Raw genomic sequence first — 19,929 nt, forward strand, 5'->3', positions numbered from 1 at the left:
TCCCCGCAAGCCCATTGCCGGTTAACCTGGAAAAGGTTCACTGACCGGATTACGGCCCTACAGCAAGCGCAGGGGGAGACCACCGTGGCGCTGAAGCACGAGCCGACCACCCCGTACCACTCGGCCCAGGAAGCCCTGCGCGTCCTGGAGACGGTGGCGCGCGGTACCAGCGGTGTCACCGACGCCGAGATAGCCCTGCACACCCGCATCGCGCCGGAGCGGCTGACCGCGCTCCTGCGCATGCTGCGCCGCGAGGGGTACGTCGAGCAGATCGCCGACGGCGCCTACGTCACGGGCGAGACCCTGGCCCGTCTCGGCTCCGCCCACCACCGCGAGCAGGCCCTGCACGACAAGCTCCAGCGCACCCTGGACCGGCTGCGGGACTCGGTCGGCGCCGCCGTCTACATGAGCCGGTACGTCGACGGCGAGATCAGCATCACCCAGTACGCCGACAGCCCGTCGGCTCCCGCGGTCAACGAGTGGGTCGACTTCCGCTCCTCGGCCCACGCCACCGCCATCGGCAAGAGCCTGCTCACCCAGCTCGACCACGCCGGCCGCCGCGACCACCTCGCCCGGCACAAGATGGCCCGCCTCACCTCGCGCACCATCACCAGCGACCGGCTCCTGCTCTCCCGCCTGGAGGCGCAGCCACCCACCGTCCCCGTCCTGGACCTGCAGGAGTACGCGATCGGCACGGTCTGCGCGGCCGTCCCGATCACCGCGGGCTCCTCCGTCGGCTGCCTGGCCCTGTCCCTCCCGATCGAGCACGCCCACCGCCTGCGCCAGGCCGCGGACACCCTCAACCGCCACGCCGCACCGGTGCTGCTGTCCATGGCGATCTAGCCCCTGCCGGGTGGTCCGGAGCACCCACCGGCATTGGGTATTATTTTTCCCGTCGCCCGCCGCGGAACACGATTCCGGTGGCAGGCGAGGGTCATGCGCCGCTAGCTCAGTTGGTTAGAGCAGCTGACTCTTAATCAGCGGGTCCGGGGTTCGAGTCCCTGGCGGCGCACGGATGAGGGGCCTCTCGTGGGAGCGAGGGGCCCCTCAGCGTTTTCGTGCTCCCCGTCGGCCATCCTGCGGTAGGTGCACTCCCCCGGCTCCCTAAGGACAGCGGGTCGAATGTGTCCGCGAGCGTGGCCATGACCTGGTCGCCGGGTGACCGGGTCCGGTACGGCGTACACGCACACCGCCTCCGCACCCTCGTAGCGGGCGATCAGATGCGGAGCGCTACCGAGCTTCATTCGCAGTGCATCGGGCTTCAGCCCGGTGGTGAAGCGAATCTCGTGACGGCGGCGCGGAGCGTCGCGGTGTCATTCCGGCGGAGCCGGACACTGCGTCATGGGGTGAGGCGGGGAACGGGTGTTCCCGGCGACATCGTGTGGTGTGTGTTCGTACGATCACCGAATGCAGCTTCGGTACGCCTTCCGCCTGTACCCGGAGCCCGGTCAACGCACCGCGTTGGCCAGGGCGTTCGGGTGTGCACGGGTGGAGAAACAGGAAGCCATGGAACCCCCACCCGAACCTGTGCCGCGTAGCGGCACAGGTTCGGGTGGGGACGGCCAGAATCCTCGGACTTCAGCCCCAGGAGCATGTCAAGGCTGCAGGAAGTCGCCCGCGACGGAGAACATCGCGTGGGTCACCACCATGAAGCCGATGGCGAAGAGGATGAACGTGCCGAGGAAGGCGAGCAGACATCCCGTGCCCGCGACGAGCTTCCCCTGCGCCGGGGGCCTGGCCGTGGCGTGCTCCGGGCGGTCCGCCGGGTAGTGCACGGTGACGATGTCGCCCTCGAGGGTCGTCCCCGGCCCGCCGTGCTCCTCGAAGCGGACGCCGCGGCCGTCGCGCGTGGTGAACTCGTACACGTGGTGCAGAGTGGTGCGCACCGAGCTGTCGCCGCCCCCACTCGTCGTGGTGTACGTCCGCAGACAGCGGGCCTCGGCGGTCAGGCCGCTGTTCCATGCGCGGCCGACCCGCACGGAGCGGCGGATCACCACGACCACGGCACAGGAAGCGACCGCGATCATGAGCGTGGGCACGAGGTAGAACAAGGTTTCCATGAACTCCCCCGAGGCCCTGGGCGGCCTTGGAGCGGCCGGTGTGGCATGAACCTACCCACACCGGCCGCGGCGGTGACTCAAGAGAAGCTCAGAGGTTCGGAAGGGCTCAGAAGGTCACGTCCGAGCAGGCGTAGAACGCGTTGGCCGTGTCGGCGATCGTCCACACGGCCACGATGACGTGCCGGCCGCTGAGCCCGGTCGGCAGCCTGCCGCTGTGGGACAGCGTGGACGGCGGGCGCTGCCCGTTGTACGGCGCCGTGAGGAACGGGGTGAGGTCGAGGTCGGACCGGGCCAGGTTGTGGTTCTGGTTCCAGCCCGGCTTGGTGACGTAGTACTTGAAGTCGGTCGTGGCGTGCATGGCCGTGAACTGCCAGCGGAACGTGTAGTTCTGGCCGCCTGTCACCTTCGTGGCGGGCCAGGCGCCGCCGGACGGTGTGCGCGGTGCGCTGAGCTGGCCGAAGTGGCCGAGCCCCGCGTTGCAGATCTGCCCGTCGGCGGGGCCTGAGGCCGGGAAGCCCTTCGGGCCCTCGACGCTCTGCGGCTCCCACTGGATCGAGCCGCAGTTGGTCACGGTGCCGTTCTGGCAGAGCTTCTGCCGGCTGATGGGGAGGTCGGTGTAGCCGTGGCCGCTGGCGCCGCCGGAGGAGAGTACGAGGGCTCCGGTCGTGGCCAGTCCCACCGCGGCTGCGGACAACTTGGTCCTTGTGCGCATGCTGCCGCTCCTGGAGAACGTGGGGGAGGTTCAGTGAGCCGTGCATGTAGGTCTAGACCAAGTTCGAGATTATGGGCGCTGGTTGAACATGTCCATACCAATCACGGGGCTGTTTCTCCCCGGCCGGCGCAGAACGCCACCGTCAGGTCCTTCACCAGTACCTTCCGCTCGTAGTCGTCGAGTTCGACCAGCCCCCGCATGGTCAGCCGGGTCACCGTGTCCTCCACCGAGTCCACGACCGAGGTGAGCACGCTCGCCCGGTGCCGGGCGTCCAGCTGCGCGATCCGGCGGCGGTGCATCGCGGCGGCGATCTCGGGGGCGTACTCCACGCGGACCGGCTGCACGGAGAACACCTCCAGGCCGACCGGGGCCGCGTCCGCCGCCACCAGCCGGGTCAGCGCATCGGCCGCCGCGTCCCCCGCGCCCCGCGGCCCGCCCGGCATCTCGACCGGCACCCGGGCCAGCGCCGCCTCGACGCACTCGCGCAGATACGTCTCGTGGTCCTCGACGCCCAGCATGGCCCGGGCGGTGTCCCGCACCCGCCACACCACCAGCACCACCACCCGCAGCGCGACCCCGCCCCCGTCGGCGGCGGGCACGGGCTCGCTGCGCCAGTGCCTCAGCCGTACGTCCACCCGGCGGCGCAGCAGCAGCGGGTTGACCCACAGCAGGCCGGAGCGCCGGACGGTCCCCCGGTAGCGGCCGAACAGGTCCAGCACCCAGGCGCGCCCGGTGCGGCCCCGGGCCAGCCCGCCGAGCCCGAACAGCCCGAGCGCCCCGGCCCCGGCGTACGCGGCCCACTGAGCGGGGCCGAGCCCTGCCCCGGCGTACGCGGGCAGCCGCAGCGCCTCCAGCGCGAGCGACGGCAGCACCCCGGCCCACCAGGAGGTGGCCACGCACCCGGCCGCGCCACAGGCCCCGGCCAGTACGCCCGCCGCGCCGGGCAGCACCCGCGCCGGTCGCTCCACCAGGCCCGGTTCGACCTCCGGCACCGGGCGCTTCGGGACGTCCGCCGGGCGTCTGAGGCGCGGCTGCTCCCCCGTCCCCTGCCTGCGGCCGACGACCGCCGGCTTCACAGGCACCGGCGCGGGGTCGGGGTCGTCGCGGAACAACAGATGGACGGGGATCTCGGTGGTGGCCTCGTTCTGGATGAGCCGTGCGGGCCGGGCCGGTCCGCCGGGCGGCCCGTCGGACTCGGACGTATGGGAAGTGGTCGTACTCATGCGTGCCTCCAGCCTCCGCGCCAGATGCGTCACAACGGTGGTCCCGGATGCGGGCCCCTCGAGGGCCCGACCGGGGTTCGGGGCCCACCCGGAGGGGGCCTGGGGACCTTGAGGTCCGTCCTACGAGAAGAGGCGCCGCCAGGTTTCCGGGCCCGGGTAGCCGTCGGCCGCGCCGCCCCGCCAGCCCTGGGTGCGCTGGAAGGCCTCGACGCCGCGCCGGTCCGCCTCGCTCCAGCGCGGCCCCGGCCCGGCCCGGTAGAACCTGCCGAACCCCTTGCGTACGAGCTGCTCGCCCAGCCGCGTGACGTAGGTGTTGTTCGCTCCGGGGCGGAACAACGCCCGCCCCGGGTAGCCGGGGACCCCGTGGGAGGCGGGCGGCGGGCCGACCGCCCCGTCCGTCACGTCCTCGCCCTGGGCCGTGACCAGCAGCTCCCAGGTGCGCGGGTCGGGCAGCCCGTCGGCTTCCGCACCGGTCCAGCCCTGGGCCAGCTGGAACGCCCGGGTCGCCCGCCGGTCGGCATCGGTCCAGCGCGGCCCCGGGCCCGACGCGTACGCACCGCCGGCCCCGCGCGCGATGAGCATGCGGCCGAGCTGGGTGACGTACTCGTTGTTCGCGCCGGGGCCGAAATACACCGCTCCCGGGTACGGCGTGACGGCCGGGGCGCCCGGCTGGCCGCCGTCCTTCCCGGGGACCGGCTCCTGCGCGGTGACGCCCTTGTAGCGGTAGGGCACGTACCGGTCGGAGTTGGTCCGATAGGCGTACGGGGTGGACTGCCGGCGGGTGTGCGGGTGGGTCTGCTCGTAGGCGGTGTAGGTGGTGTGTGTGCTGTCCGTCCAGCCGCCGAAAATGGTGACATGCGAACCCTTCTCGGGGTCGGACGCATTGTGGAACAGCAGAATGTCACCCGGCTGGAGTTCCTCCTTGGAAATCTTCTCCCCGTATGCCGCGAGGCTGCCCGTCCATTCGTTCCGGGGCAGCCTCCATGCCATGGAGACATAACCCGAGCAGTCCTGCCGGTAACCGTCGGACCAATAGGCGCTCATGCTGTACGGCACCTTCGCGGCCACCCAGGTCCTGGCCCTGTTGATGATCTCCGTGCGAGTGATGGCGGCGGCCTCGGGGGCGGCGGAGGACTCCGTCTGACGGCCTTCGGGGCCGTGCAGCGGGGACGTGGCGCCCTGAGGGGTATCGGGCTCGTCACCTGCGGGAACACCCGGGCGGTGCGGGGCGTGCGACACCGCTGCGGCCGGTACGGTGTGGCCCGCGCCGAGCGCGGCGGAAGCCGCGGCGGCCAGGGCGAGAGCCCGGTGCGCCGCCGGGTGGGCGCCGGCGCGGCCGGTCCAGGAATGCGGGAGGGCGCGGCGCCAGTGGACGCAGCCCGGGCAGTCGCAGTCGCTCGCGGGGTCGATTTCCTCGAATACCGGCGACTCCATGCGATTCCCCTCACACTTCCGGCGGAAAAATGCGGCGCCCGGGCACCGGAGGGCGCGCGTGGCCAGTTTCGCAACTGTCTTCCCCACGCGCATGCTGACGGTCCGAATGATGTACGCGGCCGCCTTGCCGGGGGCCCGCGCCCCGGCCGGTGGTCAGGAGCACCTCTCGACGTCCTGTAGGATTACGACGTCAGCAGGCGCCGCTAGCTCAGTTGGTTAGAGCAGCTGACTCTTAATCAGCGGGTCCGGGGTTCGAGTCCCTGGCGGCGCACGTTGTCGATGGCGGTTTGTGTTCGCGGAAAGCGCGAACACAAACCGCCATCGTCGTTTCTGCGCGGCTTCGCCGCGCGCGGTGGGGGCTCCGCCACCCGCACCCCTCCACCGGCATCACGGTGAGCGGGTGTCTCCTCGAGAGGTCCCCGTCCGGGTCTGGCCGGATACCCTCTGGCCATGGCAGCGCGTGACCTTCAGGAGCGGATCAAGAAGCTCATCATCGACCGCCGGCTGGCCTCCGGGGCCCCGCTGCCGACCGAGCCCGAGCTGATGGAGCACCTCGGCGCGAGCCGGAACTCGGTGCGGGAGGCCCTGAAGGCGCTCCAGGCGATGGGCATCGTGGAGATCCGGCACGGCTTCGGCACCTACGTCGGCCCGATGTCCCTGGCCCCGATGATCGAAGGTCTCGCCTTCCGCACGGTCGCCGGGCACTACCGGGGCGAGGACTCCCTGCTCCAGCTGCTGGAGCTGCGGGAGGCGGTGGAGACGGGGCTCGTGTCGCGGCTCGCCGGGAGGATGCCGGAAGCGGACCTCGTTGAACTGGACGCGCTCGTCGCCCGTATGGAAGAGCAGGCCGCGCGCGGAGCCGGCCTCGCCGAGACCGACCGGGCCTTTCACGCCACCCTCTACCGGGGGCTGGACAACGTGCTGCTGTGCGAGGTCCTCGAGGCGTTCTGGGACGCCTTCCACCGGGTCCGCACGGACCTGGGGGGCGAGCCGCAGGACCCGAAGGTGACCTGCCGGCAGCACCGGGAGATCCTCGACGCGGTGCGGTCCGGCGACTCGATGCGGGCGGAGGAGGCCATAAGGGAGCACTTCGGCAACATCCGCGCCCGCCTGTCGACAACGTCCCCACAGGGCCCCCACACCCGTCACAATGAACGCGTATGACCGGTACCACCGTGTTTCGCATCTTGCGATCATGATGAGCGCCGTAGAACCTTGGTTTTCTAATTTTTCAGGATGCCGCGTTTGCGCGGCAGTTGGGGGGATTCGGAGCCGGTTGCGGGCTGGGCGGGGATAGGGGCCCCGTTCATGAACCGATGCCGTGGGGGGCATCATGCAACCGGAAGGTCGCGTTGCCGTGTCTATAGGGTGTGGATGACGTGGTGACTGCGACCCACCACTGATACGTCTGTGAAGGTCGAGGGGGACCAGCAGCAGGCGGTAAGAAGCTACGAAACACGCGGCTGTCCGCGTGTGGGGGGATGACTCATGACGTCGAGGCCCACGGGTGCCCGGCAGGAAAACGACCCGTCCCAGACCACCCAGCTCAGGGTGCCGGCGCACCGGATGAGCACGACGGGGACGTTCCGGCGGATCAAGAAGACGCTGCCGAGATACGACTACGAGCACTACAGCCGGCTCGCCGGTCCCCTCACCCAGCCGGATCCGAACAAGCCGTACAAGGTGCAGTACCGCTCGCTCATCTCGCAGGAGCCGCACCGCATCCGCGTCGCCCTGATGCTGGCCGCGGCCCCGGTGCTGTCCCTGGTGCTGCTGTTCTGGCTGCTCCAGCCCGAGCACTGGACCGAGCGCGACTACCCGGCCTTCGACTGGCTGCCCGCACTCGACATGGTCATGCTCGTCTCGATCGGTCTGATCGAGTTCTTCCGCTGCATGAACGTGCTGTCCAACGCGCACGCCACGCTGGTGGCCCGCGACCCGATCCCGGTGGTGCCGGAGACCGGCACCAGAGTGGCCTTCCTCACCTCCTTCGTGCCCGGCAAGGAGCCGCTGGAGATGGTGACGAAGACCCTGGAGGCGGCCGTCAGGATCCGCCACCGGGGTCTGATGCACGTGTGGCTGCTCGACGAGGGCGACGACCCCGATGTGAAGGCGGCCTGCGAGCGCCTCGGCGTGCACCACTTCTCCCGCAAGGGCGTCGCGAAGTGGAACCAGGCCAAGGGCCCGCACCGCGCCAAGACCAAGCACGGCAACTACAACGCCTGGCTGGAAGCGCACGGCGACGACTACGACTTCTTCGCCTCGGTCGACACCGACCACGTGCCGCTGCCCAACTACCTGGAGCGGATGCTCGGCTTCTTCCGCGACCCGGACGTCGGCTTCGTCATCGGGCCGCAGGTCTACGGCAACTACGACAACCCCATCACCAAGGCCGCCGAGTCGCAGCAGTTCCTCTTCCACGCGCTGATCCAGCGCGCCGGCAACCGCTACGGCTCCCCGATGTTCGTCGGCACGTCCAACGCGGTACGCATCAAGGCCCTGAAGCAGATCGGCGGCCTGTACGACTCGATCACCGAGGACATGGCGACCGGCTTCGAGATGCACCGCCACAAGAACCCGGCGACGGGGAAGAAGTGGCGCTCGGTGTACACGCCGGACGTGCTCGCGGTGGGTGAGGGCCCGAGCGCCTGGACGGACTTCTTCACCCAGCAGATGCGCTGGTCGCGAGGGACGTACGAGACGATCATCGGGCAGTACTGGAAGGGCTGGTACTCGCTGCCGCCGAGCAAGCTCTTCAACTACACGATGATGATCATCTTCTACCCGATGTCGGCCCTCAACTGGATCCTCGCGGCGCTGAGCTGCTGCCTGTTCCTGGGCCTGGGCGCCTCGGGTGTGAACATCGACCCGGCCGTGTGGCTGATGCTCTACGGCAACGCCTCCGCCCTGCAGATCGGCCTGTACGTCTGGAACCGCCGGCACAACGTCTCGCCGCACGAGCCGGAGGGCTCCGGCGGTGTGGCCGGCATGGTGATGTCCGCGCTGTCGGCGCCGCTGTACGCGAAGGCACTGATCGACTCCGTGCTGCGGCGCAAGAGCAAGTTCGTGGTGACGCCCAAGGGCGACTCGGCGAGCCCGGACCGCTGGTTCGGCACGTTCCGCTACCACTGGTACTTCGTCGCGATCTTCGGTGGGTCGATCACGGCCGGATTCGTCTTCGGCCACTCCCACCCCGCGATGATCATCTGGGCGACGTTCGCGCTGCTGATCACCGCCTCGCCGGTGTTCGCCTGGCGCTGGCAGCTGCGGCAGGACGCGAAGAAGCCCGCCGCCCCTGCCGCGGAAGAGCCGCAGGATTCTGCGGGGCCGCACCGGACGCAGCCGCTGCCCATCCCGCAGCAGCCGACGGGGCACACCCCGCAGCACAAGCCCTCGTGGGCCGCCACCCCGGGCGCACACGGGGAGGTCGGGGGATCCGACCAGACCATGCAGATCGCCCTTGGTGGACTTGGGGGACGTAAGGAATGAACGACCGTGCAGGCCGCCGCCGGGCCCGTCGACTCGCGATCGGCACGGCGGTGGTACTCGCGCTGGCCGGGATGAACGGGCCGTGGCTCTACCGCTTCAGCACCGAGAAATACCACCAGTACACAATCAACAAGCCGGAGTACAAGGCCGCCAACGGCAAGTGGGAGATAGTCGATTTCCCCGAGGAGTACCGGCAGAACACCATTCACGCGGCGCTGCTGCGCACCGGCAAGGTGCTGCTCGTCGCGGGGTCGGGCAACGACCAGGACAACTTCGACGCGAAGAAGTTCGACACCCGGATCTGGGACCCGCTCAAGGGCACCGTCAAGAAGGTCCCCACTCCGGCCGACCTGTTCTGCACCGGCCACACCCAGCTCGCCAACGGCAATCTGCTGATCGCGGGCGGCACCAAGCGCTACGAGAAGCTCCAGGGCGACGTCACCAAGGCCGGCGGCCTCATGATCGTCCACAACGAGAACCCGGACGCGCCGATCACCCTGCCCGCGGGCACCACGTTCACCGGCAAGAAGAACGGCAAGACCTTCGTCTCCAAGGACCCGGTGCTCGTACCGCGAGCCAAGAAGGTCTTCGACAAGGCGACCGGCAGGTTCCTGCGCAACGACCCCGGCCTCGGCCGGATCTACGTCGAGGCGCAGAAGCGGGGCAAGAAGTACGAGACGGGCACGCAGGACAACTACCGCGTGCACGGCCTGAAGGGCGCCGACGCCAAGAACACCTACGGCATCGCACAGAAACTCGCCCTCGACAAGAAGGACTTCCAGGGCATCCGGGACGCCTTCGAGTTCGATCCGGTGGCCGAGAAGTACATCAAGGTCGACCCGATGAAGGAGGCCCGCTGGTACCCGACGCTCACCACCCTGAGCGACGGGAAGATCCTCAGCGTCTCCGGCCTCGACGACATCGGCCAGCTCGTCCCGGGCAAGAACGAGGTCTTCGACCCGAAGACCAAGAAGTGGGCCTACACCGGCGAGGTGCGGCAGTTCCCGACCTACCCGGCGCTGTTCCTCATGCAGAACGGCAAGATCTTCTACTCGGGGTCCAACGCGGGCTACGGGCCGGACAACGTGGGCCGTGAGCCGGGCGTCTGGAACGTCGACACCAACAAGTTCTCCAAGATCCCCGGCCTGAGCGACCCCACCCTGATGGAGACGTCCGGCACGGTGCTGCTGCCGCCGGCGCAGGACGAGAAGTACATGGTGGTCGGCGGCGGCGGCGTCGGCGAGTCCGAGAGGTCCAGCGAGAAGACCCGGATCGTCGACCTGAAGAAGCCGGACCCGCGCTTCGTGGACGGCCCGTCCCTGGACAAGGGCACCCGCTACCCGAACGCCTCGATCCTGCCCGACGACAGCGTGCTGATCTCCGGCGGCTCGGAGGACTACCGCGGCCGCGGCGACTCCAACATCTTCGAGGCGCGGCTGTACGACACGGAGAAGAACGAGCTCAGGCGGGTCGCCGACCCGCTCGTGGGACGCAACTACCACTCCGGGTCGATCCTGCTGCCCGACGGACGCGTGATGTTCTTCGGCTCCGACTCGCTCTACGCCGACAAGGCCAACACCAAGCCGGGCGAGTTCGAGCAGCGCATCGAGATCTACACGCCGCCGTACCTGTACGGCGACGGGGACCGGCCCTCGCTGTCGGGTGGTCCGCAGACCATCGAGCGCGGCTCCACGGGGACGTTCACCTCGTCGGACGCGGCGAGGGTCAAGAAGGTCCGGCTGATCCGGCCGAGCGCCGCCACGCACGTCACGGACGTCGACCAGCGGTCGATCGCCCTGGACTTCAAGGCGTCCGGAAACAAGCTGACGGTGACCGTGCCGGAGAACCGGAACCTGGTTCAGGCGGGCTGGTACATGCTGTTCGTGACGGACGCGGACGGCACCCCGAGCAAGGCGCAGTGGGTCAAGGTGCCGTAGCAGCAGACGACAAGGGGCGCTCTCCGCGAGGAGAGCGCCCCTTTCGTATCGGCCGGTGCGTCAGGCGCTCGAGCCGGTCGCGTCCGTCAGCCGGTGGCCTTCGCCAGCTTCAGCGCGTAGTCCGCCCACCACTGGCCCGCCTTCGGGCCGCCCTTGCACTCGCCGTCCGACTCGCCGGGCCGCTTCACCCACAGGTAGGCGTCGACCAGCGGGTCCGCCGTCTTCGTCGTCGGGGTCTCGCCCAGGGAGCGGCCCGGCGGGTTGCACCAGCGCTCGTCGGGCTTGCCGTCGTTGTAAGGGCCCTTGCCGTTGCGGCTGGTGTCGATGACGAAGTGCTTGCCGCCGACCTTGGCGGAGAGCTTCTTGCCGTAGGCGATGGAGTCCTCGGTGGAGTAGAAGTTGGAGACGTTGACCGAGAAGCCGTCGGCCTGGGCGATGCCCGCGCGGTTCAGGGACTCGAAGATCTGGTCGGGGTCCTGCCAGCCGGCGTTGCCCGCGTCCAGGTAGACCTTCGTGTTCTTCAGCGACTTCAGCTTGGCGACGGCGCCCTTGAGGAGGTCGTAGCGCTCCTCGTGGAACTGCTCCGGGGTGCAGCCGTCGACCAGGTGCAGCAGGGCGTCCGGTTCCAGGACGACCGTGGCGGGCCGGTCGCCTATGCCCGCGGCGACGCCGTCGAGCCACTCGCGGTAGGCGTTGCCGTCGGCGGCGCCGCCCTGCGAGTACTGGCCGCAGTCGCGGTGCGGGATGTTGTACAGGACGAGCAGCGCCGTGCGGCCGGCCTTGTCGGCGGCCTCGGTGAAGCCCCGGGTCTGCCCCTGCGGGTCGTCCGGACCGACCCACTCCGCGACCGGCTGCTCGGCGATCTTGCGGATCTGCTCGGCGTCCTGCTTCTTGCCGGACTTCTCCAGGGCGGCGACCTGCCGGGCCGCCGTCCCGTCCGGATTGACCCAGAAGGGGGCCTTTTCCTTGGGCTGTTGGGTGATCCCGGCGCCCGCGTCGCCGCGCTCGTCCGTTCCGTCTCCTCCGTCGGAGGAGGAACACCCCGTCACCAGCAGTGCCGCCCCCAGCACCACTGCGGACATCCGCCTCTTGGCGAACGCCCCGGCCCCCCTGCTGCCGTACATCCAACTCCCCCTTGGGTGCACCGTTCCAAGTCTCAATCCTGACATACGTCCCGGGACGTCCACGAAGCGAACCCCGCCGGCGCGATGACGCAGCGCCACCGTATCGAGACTTGGTGTTATCCGGCTTCTGGACCGGGGCGGCCCCCTGGTTCCGAAGTCTTCACAGCACATGCCCGGCCTTCGGCCAGAGATTCACCCACCGTGGCCCCCGTGGCCTCCAGCGCGGCTCGCCGGTCACTCCCGCAGCCCGTGCGCGCGGTCGAGGACCGGCCCGGTCAGCTCTAGCGGCCGGTTCCCGTCAGGTACGCCGAGACGACCACGTTCGCCGTGTAGCTGCGGGTCGTACGGTCGAAGCTGCCGCCGCAGGTGACCAGCCGCAGTTCGGCCCGGCCCGACTCGCGGGGCCCGTAGGCCTGGTGGGCGTCGAAGCGGTCGCGGGTGAGGACCTGGACGGACTCGACGGTGAACTCGGCGATCTTGGCGTCGGCCCGGACCACCCGGATCGTCGAGCCCGGCCGCATGGCGCTGACCTTGTAGAAGACGGCCGGCCGGGACTCGGTGTCGACATGACCGACCATCAGCGCGGTGCCGGGCGCCCCGGGCGCGACCCCGCCGGCGTACCAGCCGACCACGCCCGGCTGGTCGTACGGCGGCGGATCGAGCGCCCCGCGTGCGTCGAGACCGCGTGCCACCACGGGGGCCTGGACGCCGAGCCCGGGGATGTCGACGCGCTGCGGCAGCGCGTCGCCCAGCGGGCGGTGCTCCGGCGGCAGCTTGATGTCAGGGGGCCGTCCGGCCGCCGCCATGTCACCCGTGGTGGGCGCCGAGATGCCGTGCCGCATCTCGGTGACCTCGCGGCCCCACAACCACAGCCCGAGCAGCAGCACCACCCAGGCCATGCCGGTCAGCAGGCGGCCGGTGCCCGAGAAGCGCCTGTGGACGTGATCGTGATCGTGCATGGTCGGTCAGTCCGTTCCGCGGCCCCGGCGGACCCCGCGCAGCGCGACGACCACCGTCGCGGCCGCCCCCGCGAGCACGAGTCCGGTCACCCCCTGCGCCGTACCGGGACCGGCGCCGCCCTCCTCGGCGGCGAGGGAGCCGGCGGCACCGCCACCACCCGCCCGGACGGGGGCGACCGGCGAGGCGGGTGCGCCGGGCCTGCGGGAGGGGAACGCCTCCTCGTCGACGCCGGGTGCGGACGACTGTCCGCCCTCCTCGGGCCCGGGCGGCTCTCCGCCCTTGCCGGGCACGGGCGGCTGCCCGCCCGTGCCGGGGGCGGGCGGCCGGCCACCGGCCCCGGGCACAGCAGCCGGCGGAGGCTCTGGCACAGCAGCGGGCGGAGCCCCTGGCACGGCAGCCCGCGGAGCCCCGGACCGTCCGGCCCCATGTCGCTCCCCAGGTCCCGACTCGCCGTCCTGGACGGTGAATGTGCCGGTACGCCGCGTGGCACCGCAAGTGACCCGCACGGCGTACGAACCCGCCTCGAGCGTGGAGCGGACGCGGCTGTCACCGACGAGCTCGTCGGCGCCGGCGACGGTGAGCCGCGCGTCCGCGACGAACGCCGCCGAGGCGGCCACAGCCGTTCGCTGGGCACAGCCGGTCACGCGGAGCGTGATGTCACTGCCGGGGGCGGGGCGCGCCGGGGTCACCGAGACGCTCCCCGCATCCACCGCGTAGGCCGCCGGTGCGAGGGCGACGACGGCCAGGGCGCTCGTACAGGCAGTGACCTTCAGGGAACCCATCGTGAACCTCCAGACGTCTGGAGCCTCCCCCGCCCGGTGGGCCACCGCATCCTCAGGGACGCGGCGGCTGCTCCGAACGGGTGACCGAGGGTTTGAGCCCTGCGTCCCCCGGGCCCGGGGCTCAGACCCGGTCGACGAGGTCCGCGATCGAGTCCACGACCTGCGAGGGCCGGTACGGGAAGTCCTCGACCTGTTCGGGCCGGGTCAGGCCGGTGAGCACCAGGAACGTCTGCATCCCGGCCTCCATGCCGGCCAGCACGTCGGTGTCCATCCGGTCGCCGATCATCGCGCTGGTCTCGGAATGCGCCCCGATGGCGTTCAGCCCGGTCCGCATCATCAGCGGGTTGGGCTTGCCCGCGAAGTACGGCTTCTTGCCGGTCGCCTGGGTGATCAGCGCGGCCACGGCGCCGGTCGCGGGCAGCGGGCCCTCGGTGGAGGGACCGGTCTCGTCGGGGTTGGTGCAGATGAACCGGGCACCGCCGAGGATGAGCCGCACCGCCTTCGTCATGGCCTCGAAGGAGTACGTACGGGTCTCGCCGAGGACGACGTAGTCCGGCTCGTGGTCGGTCAGGATGTAGCCGATGTCGTGCAGCGCGGTGGTCAGTCCGGCCTCTCCGATGACGTACGCCGACCCGCCCGGCCGCTGGTCGTCCAGGAACTGGGCGGTGGCCAGGGCCGAGGTCCAGATGGACTCGATCGGCACTTCGAGGCCCATACGGCGCAACCGGGCGTGCAGGTCGCGCGGGGTGTACATCGAGTTGTTGGTGAGGACCAGGAAGGGCTTCCCGGACTCGCGCAGCTTCTTCAGGAAGGCGTCGGCGCCGGGGATCGGAACGCCCTCGTGGATCAGCACACCGTCCATGTCGGTGAGCCACGATTCGATGGGCTTGCGGTCTGCCATGTGCGGGATCTCCTGCCGTACGCGGTCCAGCCTGCGACCCAGCCTAGACAGTGGCGGGATCTTGCGGAACGGTCGGCGTACGGCGTCCCGACTGGCGGGACGGCCCGCCGGGCGCACTCGGCGGCCGGCCACCCCGTCACCCGTCACCCGCCACCCGTCACCCGTCACCCGTCACCCGTCACCCGTCACCCGCGTGAACAACGCTGCGGGTCGATACGCCTAGGGCCCTTCCGAGGAACCTCCGCGGCGGCGGCGGGCGACAAGCAGTGCCGCGCCGCCGGCGAGCAGCAGGACCGCGGTGGCCGCGGCGACCCGGGTGCCGGTGCCGGTCCGGGCCAGTTCCTCCGCGAACGGGAACCGGTCCTCGCGGGGCGGGACGGAGGCCTCCGAGTCGGGGCGGGATTCCGTCCCCGTGTCGGGGTCGGTCCCGGTGTCGGTGTCGGTGTCGGTGCCGGTCCCGGACTCGCCGTCGTCGATGCGGAACCGGTAGTCGTTCGACTGCCCGACCCAGTCGCCGTCGTCGTCGTGCCGCTGCACGACCGCGGCGTTGGCCGTGACCTCGTTGGGCACGGCGTCCGAGGTGAGCGTGAGCCGCACCTTCACGGTGACGGTTTCGCCCGGTCCGACGGTGAACCCGGCGAAGTCGTTCCCCTCGTCGGCGAACGCCCCGACGAGTTCGTCCTCGCCGGTCTTCTCGAACCGCACGGGGTGGGCGTGCCCTCCCTCGAAGAATTCGAGGCGGGGCTGGGACGGCTCCAGGGCCCGTTTGCCGTCGACGAGCACGACGACGGGGTGGATTCCGGCGCAGGTCCGGTCGGTCGTGTTGGTCAGGTCGACGGAGAAGGTCCCGAACCCGCCACCGGCCGTGTAGGAGTCGGGGCCGCCGTGGATGCGGGTGGTGAGCGGGAAGGTGTGGTCGTCGGGCGCGGCACAGGCGGGCACCGGGGCGTCCGCGTGTGCCGGACGTGCGCCGGGGAGCAGGACGGCGGCCGCCGCTGCCGCCGCCAGGCAGAAGTGAGCGGGCGTGCAGAGTCGCATGATGATGTGACATTCCGAGCGGAGAGGCTCACGAGACGACGACGACGCGAACCGGCCCCGAACGGCGGCGCGGATCCGCCCGGTCGGCGGACAGTCCTGTTCTCAGTCCTCGACCGCAGCGCTTTCGCAGTCCTCGACCGCAGCGCTTTCTCAGTCCTCGACCGCAGCGGTATTGATCTCGAAGGCAGGACGCCCCTGCGCGGGTTGCTGCAAGCGCTGCCGGACGAGTCCCTGCCGTTCTAGGACGCCGCTCTACGGACGACGCGCCTTCCCGCCCCCGTCTCAGCCTCCTCCGTGCCCGAACACCGGCCCCAGCACCAGCTGAGCCGCCCCCACCGCCACGGCCCCGTCTCCCCCGGCCGTGACGCGTACCGGTACGGCGTCCTGGCCCGTTCGCCGGGCCCGGGCCTCCAGCACCGCGCCGACCCCACCCACGAAGGCCTCCGGCGCCGCCGCCACCGTACGACCGCCGAGCAGGACGACGTCGATGTCGAGCAGCCCGACGAGGTTCGCCGCACCGGCGCCCAGCACCCGCGCCGCCTCGTCCAGATCGCCGCGCGCCACCGCACCGAGGCACAGGGCCTCGACGCAGCCCCGGTCCCCGCAGGTGCAGGGCGGGCCGTCTAGCTGGATCACCTGGTGGCCGAACTCCCCGGCCCCGGTCCTGGCCCCCCGGTGCACGCTGCCGCCGATGACCAGCCCGGCCCCCAGCCCCGTGCCGAGGTGCAGGTACGCGAAGGAGCCGCGCTCACCTCCGGCGGCGAGGCCCAGCGCCGCCGCGTTGGTGTCCTTGTCGACCACGACCGGAACCCCGAGCCGCCCGGCCAGCGCCGCACGCAGCGGGAAGCCGTCCCACTCGGGAAACCCGGTCACCCGGTGCAGAACCCCCCGGCCATGATCGAGCGGCCCCGGCAACGCGACCCCGACCCCGAGCAGGGATGGATCGAACTCGGAGAGTCCGTGGCGGGAGAGCCGGCCGAACTCGGAGAGCCCGTGCCGGGAGACCGGGTCGAGCCCGGAGAGCCCGTGCCGGGAGAGCGCGTCGAGCCCGGCCGGTCCCTGCAGGGCGGCCCGGCCCCTTCCGGTCGCCCCCTGACCGGAGACTCCGTCACCCCCTGCCGATCCCTGCCGGGCTTCCCCCTCGCCCAAGACCGGCAACACCCCCGCCACCGCCTCCCGCACCGCAGCCAGTACGGCTTCCGCCCCCGCCCCCAGATCCAGCGCGGCCCGCCGCTCCCCCACCACGGTCCCCCGCAGGTCGACGCGCACGACCCGCACCTCGTCCCGGTCCAGATGGACCCCGACCGCGTGCCCGGCCTCCGGCACCAGCCGCAGCACCGTGCGCGGCTTGCCCCCGGTCGACGCCCGGCGTCCGGCCTCCGCCGCGAGCCCGTCCTCCCGCAGCCGGGCCGTGATCTTGCTGACGGCCTGCGGGGTGAGCCCGGTCCGCTCGGCGAGTTCGAGGCGGCTGATGCCCTCGTCCCCGGCGGTCCGCAGCAGGTCGAGCACCAGCGCGGCGTTGTGGCTGCGCAGGGAGAGCAGGTTCACCCCGCCCCCACCGCCCCCGGCCGTACCGGCTGCTCCCGCAGCTCCCGCCCCGCGCATGCCGCCCACTCCGCCCGTACGGTCGTCCGCCCTGTCCACGTGCCCATTGTCCCCGGCGCTTGCACTTTGGCAACAGCGTTGCGAAAGTGTGTGCCATGACTGGCACACCCCTCGGCACAGCCCCCGGCTCGCCTCTCCGCGTCGGCCTCGTCGGCTACGGCCTCGCCGGCTCCGTCTTCCACGCCCCGCTGATCGCCGCCACGGAGGGCCTCGCCCTCGACACGGTGGTCACCTCGAACCCGGAACGGCGGCAGCAGGCTCGTGCCGAGTTCCCGGACGTCCGCCTCGCGGCCACACCGGACGAGCTGTTCGACCGGGCCGCCGAGCTGGACCTGGTCGTCATCGCGTCCCCGAACAAGACGCACGTGCCGCTCGCGAGGACCGCGCTGGAGGCAGGCCTGCCGGTCGTGGTCGACAAGCCCGTCGCGGGCACGGCGGCCGAGGCCCGTGAACTCGCCACCTTCGCCGAGGAGCGCGGACTGCTCCTCTCCGTCTTCCAGAACCGCCGCTGGGACAACGACTTCCTCACCCTGCGCAAGCTGCTGTCCGAGGGCACGTTGGGCGACGTGTGGCGGTTCGAGTCCCGCTTCGAGCGCTGGCGCCCGAAGCCGAAGGGCGGCTGGCGGGAGTCCGGCGACCCCGCAGAGATCGGAGGTCTGCTCTACGACCTCGGCAGCCACGTCGTCGACCAGGCCCTGGTCCTGTTCGGCCCGGCGGCCTCCGTGTACGCGGAGACGGACATCCGCCGCCCGGGCGCCGAGACCGACGACGACACCTTCATCGCGATCACGCACGCCGGCGGCGTCCGCTCCCACCTCCACGTCTCCGCGACGACCGCCCAACTCGGCCCCCGCTTTCGCGTCCTGGGCTCCACCGCCGGTTACGTCAAGTACGGCCTCGACCCCCAGGAGGCGGCGCTCCGGGACGGCCTGCGCCCCGGCCCCGACTGGGGTGTGGAGCCCGAGTCGCTGTGCGGCCGCGTCGGTTCCGGCGAGTCCCCGGTGACCGGCGGCGGACGCGCCGAACCCACTGTCCCGGGCGACTACCCGGCTTACTATGCGGCCGTGGCGAAGGCCCTGCTGGAGGGCGCCCCGAACCCGGTGACCGCGTGGGAGGCGGCCGCCGCCCTGGACGTCCTGGAGGCCGCTCGTCGGTCGGCCCTCGAGAAGGTGACGGTGCCCCTGTGACCCACAAGAGCAACCCCTCGCACAGCCAGGGGCTCACCCCGAAGTTCCACCCGGAGCTCACCCCGAGCCTGGAAGAGCTGGAGAAGCAGGAACGCGTGCTGGTGTTCCGCCAGTTCACGTACGACGACGCCTGGGCGCTCGGCTCACTCCTCGTCGAGCTGGCCCGGGAGCGGCAGGCCCCGGTCGCGATCGACATCCACCGCTCCGGCCAGCAGCTCTTCCACGCGGCACTGCCCGGCTCCACGCCGGACAACGACGCCTGGATCGCCCGCAAGCGCCGGGTGGTCGAGCGCTACGGCTCCGCCTCCTACCTGGTCGGCGCCCGCTTCCGCGCCAAGGGCAGCACGTTCGAGGAGTCCTCGCGCCTCGACCCCGACACCTACGCGGCGCACGGCGGCTCCTTCCCGATCACCGTCGAGGGCGTGGGCGTGATCGGTGCGGTGACGGTCTCCGGACTGCCCCAACTCGACGATCACCGCATGGTGGTGGAGGCGCTGGAGCGGTTCCTGGACCTCTGAGTCCCCTCGTGGAATGAGCGGAGACTCTCTCCGGTTGGCACCCGTGTACGCGTGATCAAGCACGGCGCCCCAACCGGAGGGACCCCCACCGATGACCACCCCCCTGAAGGAGACGCTCGGCCGCTACGGCATCTGGAGCGTAGGCCTGCGCTCCGAGGACCCGGACCGCCGCGGCGAACTCGCCGAGGCCGCCGCCGAACTGGAGGAACTCGGCTACGGCGCCCTCTGGCTGGGCGGCAACAGCTCCGCCGCCAACGCCGCCCCGCTCATCGAGGCGACCTCGAAGGTCAAGGTCGGCACCAGCATCCAGAGCATCTGGCAGCACGAGCCGGACGCCTCCGCTACGGCCTTCGCGGACCTGGAGTCGTCGCACCCCGAGCGTTTCCTGCTGGGCCTCGGAGTGAGCCACGCCAAGCGTGTGGAGCAGTACGCCCGCCCCTACTCGGCTTTGGTCTCCCACCTCGACGGCCTGGACGCCGCCGGCGTGCCGGAGGACCGCCGGCTGCTGGCCGCCCTGGGCCCGAAGTCGCTGCGGCTGGCCCGTGACCGGGCGGCGGGCTCGATCCCGTACCTGGTCACCCCGGAGCACACGGCGCACGCCCGCGAGATCCTGGGCGAGGCCCCGCTGCTGGCTCCGGAGCTGGGCGTCGTCCCGGAGACGGACCCGGCCCGTGCCCGCGCCCTGGCCCGCGAGTTCCTGGAGATCTACCTCCCCCTGCCGAACTACACCAACAACTTCCTCCGGCACGGCTTCACCGAGGACGACCTGTTGGACGGCGGCAGCGACCGCCTGGTCGACGCCCTGTTCGCCTGGGGCGACGACACGGCGATCCGCACGAAGATCGACGTCTTCTTCGAGGCGGGCGCGGACCACGTCGCCCTCCAGGTCCTGGACGGCGAACCGCGAGACAGCCTCCCGCGGAAGGCGTGGCGCGAGCTGGCCACCCTGCTGGACTGAC

General features: G+C 71.1%; 17 protein-coding genes, 2 tRNA genes and 2 pseudogenes. 10 read left to right on the forward strand and 11 right to left on the reverse strand.

Going from position 1 to position 19,929, the window contains the following annotated elements:
* Positions 1–84 precede the first annotated feature (84 nt).
* The gene (locus tag ACFY5B_RS05200) at positions 85–843 is read left to right on the forward strand and encodes an IclR family transcriptional regulator (RefSeq protein WP_389964719.1); all 759 of its coding nucleotides are present in this window, start codon (positions 85–87) and stop codon (positions 841–843) included.
* Between the two features lie 95 nt (positions 844–938).
* A tRNA-Lys gene (locus ACFY5B_RS05205) sits at positions 939–1,012 on the forward strand.
* Here the strand turns inward: ACFY5B_RS05205 and ACFY5B_RS05210 are convergent.
* Positions 978–1,217 (reverse strand): annotated as a pseudogene (locus ACFY5B_RS05210) (acyl-CoA synthetase); the annotation flags it as partial. The gene ACFY5B_RS05205 and the pseudogene ACFY5B_RS05210 sit on opposite strands and share 35 nt — an antisense overlap.
* 190 nt (positions 1,218–1,407) lie before the next feature.
* On the opposite strand from ACFY5B_RS05210, the pseudogene ACFY5B_RS05215 reads away from it, so the two are divergent.
* A pseudogene (locus tag ACFY5B_RS05215) lies at positions 1,408–1,491 on the forward strand (helix-turn-helix domain-containing protein); the annotation flags it as partial.
* 104 nt (positions 1,492–1,595) lie between these two features.
* On the opposite strand, the gene ACFY5B_RS05220 reads toward ACFY5B_RS05215, so the two are convergent.
* The 4 genes from ACFY5B_RS05220 to ACFY5B_RS05235 form a co-directional block, all read right to left on the reverse strand.
* Positions 1,596–2,060 carry a DUF3592 domain-containing protein gene (locus ACFY5B_RS05220; protein WP_389964724.1) on the reverse strand — a complete coding sequence of 155 codons (465 nt, stop codon included), beginning with the start codon at positions 2,058–2,060 and terminating at the stop codon, positions 1,596–1,598.
* A gap of 106 nt (positions 2,061–2,166) precedes the next feature.
* Positions 2,167–2,772: a lytic polysaccharide monooxygenase gene (locus ACFY5B_RS05225; protein WP_389964727.1), complete on the reverse strand. Its 606-nt coding sequence runs from the start codon at positions 2,770–2,772 to the stop codon at positions 2,167–2,169.
* A 101-nt stretch (positions 2,773–2,873) separates the two neighbouring features.
* On the reverse strand, positions 2,874–3,995 hold the full coding sequence (locus ACFY5B_RS05230) for an SPFH domain-containing protein (RefSeq protein WP_389964730.1): 1,122 nt from the start codon (positions 3,993–3,995) through the stop codon (positions 2,874–2,876).
* A 120-nt stretch (positions 3,996–4,115) separates the two neighbouring features.
* A complete protein-coding gene (locus ACFY5B_RS05235) occupies positions 4,116–5,429 on the reverse strand; it encodes a peptidoglycan-binding protein (RefSeq protein WP_389964733.1) in 1,314 nt (437 codons plus the stop codon).
* Positions 5,430–5,626: 197 nt separating this feature from the next.
* Here ACFY5B_RS05235 and ACFY5B_RS05240 point away from each other — a divergent pair.
* The 4 genes from ACFY5B_RS05240 (at position 5,627) to ACFY5B_RS05255 (ending at position 10,855) form a co-directional block, all read left to right on the forward strand.
* Positions 5,627–5,700, forward strand: a tRNA-Lys gene (locus ACFY5B_RS05240).
* Positions 5,701–5,879: 179 nt separating this feature from the next.
* On the forward strand, positions 5,880–6,593 hold the full coding sequence (locus ACFY5B_RS05245) for a FadR/GntR family transcriptional regulator (RefSeq protein ID WP_389964736.1): 714 nt from the start codon (positions 5,880–5,882) through the stop codon (positions 6,591–6,593).
* A gap of 324 nt (positions 6,594–6,917) precedes the next feature.
* The gene (locus ACFY5B_RS05250) at positions 6,918–8,918 is read left to right on the forward strand and encodes a glycosyltransferase family 2 protein (protein ID WP_389964739.1); all 2,001 of its coding nucleotides are present in this window, start codon (positions 6,918–6,920) and stop codon (positions 8,916–8,918) included.
* Complete coding sequence (locus ACFY5B_RS05255) at positions 8,915–10,855, forward strand: galactose oxidase-like domain-containing protein (RefSeq protein WP_389964742.1); 1,941 nt, start codon at positions 8,915–8,917, stop codon at positions 10,853–10,855. Before ACFY5B_RS05250 ends, ACFY5B_RS05255 begins: the two co-directional genes overlap by 4 nt.
* Before the next feature lie 86 nt (positions 10,856–10,941).
* On the opposite strand, the gene ACFY5B_RS05260 is transcribed toward ACFY5B_RS05255, so the two are convergent.
* From ACFY5B_RS05260 to ACFY5B_RS05285, 6 genes are all read right to left on the reverse strand, one after another.
* A complete protein-coding gene (locus ACFY5B_RS05260; RefSeq protein ID WP_389964745.1) occupies positions 10,942–11,979 on the reverse strand; it encodes a glycoside hydrolase family 6 protein in 1,038 nt (345 codons plus the stop codon).
* Positions 11,980–12,260: 281 nt separating this feature from the next.
* The gene (locus tag ACFY5B_RS05265; RefSeq protein WP_389964748.1) at positions 12,261–12,938 is read right to left on the reverse strand and encodes a class F sortase; all 678 of its coding nucleotides are present in this window, start codon (positions 12,936–12,938) and stop codon (positions 12,261–12,263) included.
* 6 nt (positions 12,939–12,944) lie between these two features.
* Positions 12,945–13,721: a hypothetical protein gene (locus ACFY5B_RS05270; RefSeq protein ID WP_389964751.1), complete on the reverse strand. Its 777-nt coding sequence runs from the start codon at positions 13,719–13,721 to the stop codon at positions 12,945–12,947.
* A 121-nt stretch (positions 13,722–13,842) separates the two neighbouring features.
* Entirely contained in the window at positions 13,843–14,622 is a 780-nt protein-coding gene (locus tag ACFY5B_RS05275; protein WP_344454027.1) for an HAD-IIA family hydrolase, read from the reverse strand.
* 219 nt (positions 14,623–14,841) lie between these two features.
* A complete protein-coding gene (locus ACFY5B_RS05280; protein WP_389964754.1) occupies positions 14,842–15,660 on the reverse strand; it encodes a hypothetical protein in 819 nt (272 codons plus the stop codon).
* A 282-nt stretch (positions 15,661–15,942) separates the two neighbouring features.
* Positions 15,943–17,265: an ROK family protein gene (locus ACFY5B_RS05285; protein ID WP_389965150.1), complete on the reverse strand. Its 1,323-nt coding sequence runs from the start codon at positions 17,263–17,265 to the stop codon at positions 15,943–15,945.
* Positions 17,266–17,360: 95 nt separating this feature from the next.
* On the opposite strand from ACFY5B_RS05285, the gene ACFY5B_RS05290 reads away from it, so the two are divergent.
* From ACFY5B_RS05290 to ACFY5B_RS05300, 3 genes are all read left to right on the forward strand, one after another.
* Positions 17,361–18,452, forward strand: coding sequence for a Gfo/Idh/MocA family oxidoreductase (locus ACFY5B_RS05290; RefSeq protein WP_389964756.1), 1,092 nt, complete (start codon positions 17,361–17,363; stop codon positions 18,450–18,452).
* Positions 18,449–18,970 carry a heme-degrading domain-containing protein gene (locus tag ACFY5B_RS05295; RefSeq protein ID WP_389964759.1) on the forward strand — a complete coding sequence of 174 codons (522 nt, stop codon included), beginning with the start codon at positions 18,449–18,451 and terminating at the stop codon, positions 18,968–18,970. Before ACFY5B_RS05290 ends, ACFY5B_RS05295 begins: the two co-directional genes overlap by 4 nt.
* A gap of 91 nt (positions 18,971–19,061) precedes the next feature.
* Entirely contained in the window at positions 19,062–19,928 is an 867-nt protein-coding gene (locus ACFY5B_RS05300) for an LLM class F420-dependent oxidoreductase (RefSeq protein ID WP_389964762.1), read from the forward strand.
* Position 19,929 lies beyond the last annotated feature (1 nt).

The organism is Streptomyces sp. NPDC013187 (genome assembly GCF_042899705.1).
In the GTDB taxonomy this organism is placed as follows: domain Bacteria; phylum Actinomycetota; class Actinomycetes; order Streptomycetales; family Streptomycetaceae; genus Streptomyces; species Streptomyces hawaiiensis_A.

Coding starts and splice junctions, on each gene's coding strand:
- ACFY5B_RS05290 (WP_389964756.1), top strand. CDS start 17,361: ATGACTGGCACACCCCTCGGCACAGCCCCCGGCTCGCCTCTCCGCGTC.
- ACFY5B_RS05285 (WP_389965150.1), bottom strand. CDS start 17,265: ATGCGCGGGGCGGGAGCTGCGGGAGCAGCCGGTACGGCCGGGGGCGGT.
- ACFY5B_RS05260 (WP_389964745.1), bottom strand. CDS start 11,979: ATGTACGGCAGCAGGGGGGCCGGGGCGTTCGCCAAGAGGCGGATGTCC.
- ACFY5B_RS05235 (WP_389964733.1), bottom strand. CDS start 5,429: ATGGAGTCGCCGGTATTCGAGGAAATCGACCCCGCGAGCGACTGCGAC.
- ACFY5B_RS05250 (WP_389964739.1), top strand. CDS start 6,918: ATGACGTCGAGGCCCACGGGTGCCCGGCAGGAAAACGACCCGTCCCAG.
- ACFY5B_RS05300 (WP_389964762.1), top strand. CDS start 19,062: ATGACCACCCCCCTGAAGGAGACGCTCGGCCGCTACGGCATCTGGAGC.
- ACFY5B_RS05270 (WP_389964751.1), bottom strand. CDS start 13,721: ATGGGTTCCCTGAAGGTCACTGCCTGTACGAGCGCCCTGGCCGTCGTC.
- ACFY5B_RS05255 (WP_389964742.1), top strand. CDS start 8,915: ATGAACGACCGTGCAGGCCGCCGCCGGGCCCGTCGACTCGCGATCGGC.
- ACFY5B_RS05280 (WP_389964754.1), bottom strand. CDS start 15,660: ATGCGACTCTGCACGCCCGCTCACTTCTGCCTGGCGGCGGCAGCGGCG.
- ACFY5B_RS05220 (WP_389964724.1), bottom strand. CDS start 2,060: ATGGAAACCTTGTTCTACCTCGTGCCCACGCTCATGATCGCGGTCGCT.
- ACFY5B_RS05245 (WP_389964736.1), top strand. CDS start 5,880: ATGGCAGCGCGTGACCTTCAGGAGCGGATCAAGAAGCTCATCATCGAC.
- ACFY5B_RS05230 (WP_389964730.1), bottom strand. CDS start 3,995: ATGAGTACGACCACTTCCCATACGTCCGAGTCCGACGGGCCGCCCGGC.
- ACFY5B_RS05265 (WP_389964748.1), bottom strand. CDS start 12,938: ATGCACGATCACGATCACGTCCACAGGCGCTTCTCGGGCACCGGCCGC.
- ACFY5B_RS05275 (WP_344454027.1), bottom strand. CDS start 14,622: ATGGCAGACCGCAAGCCCATCGAATCGTGGCTCACCGACATGGACGGT.
- ACFY5B_RS05225 (WP_389964727.1), bottom strand. CDS start 2,772: ATGCGCACAAGGACCAAGTTGTCCGCAGCCGCGGTGGGACTGGCCACG.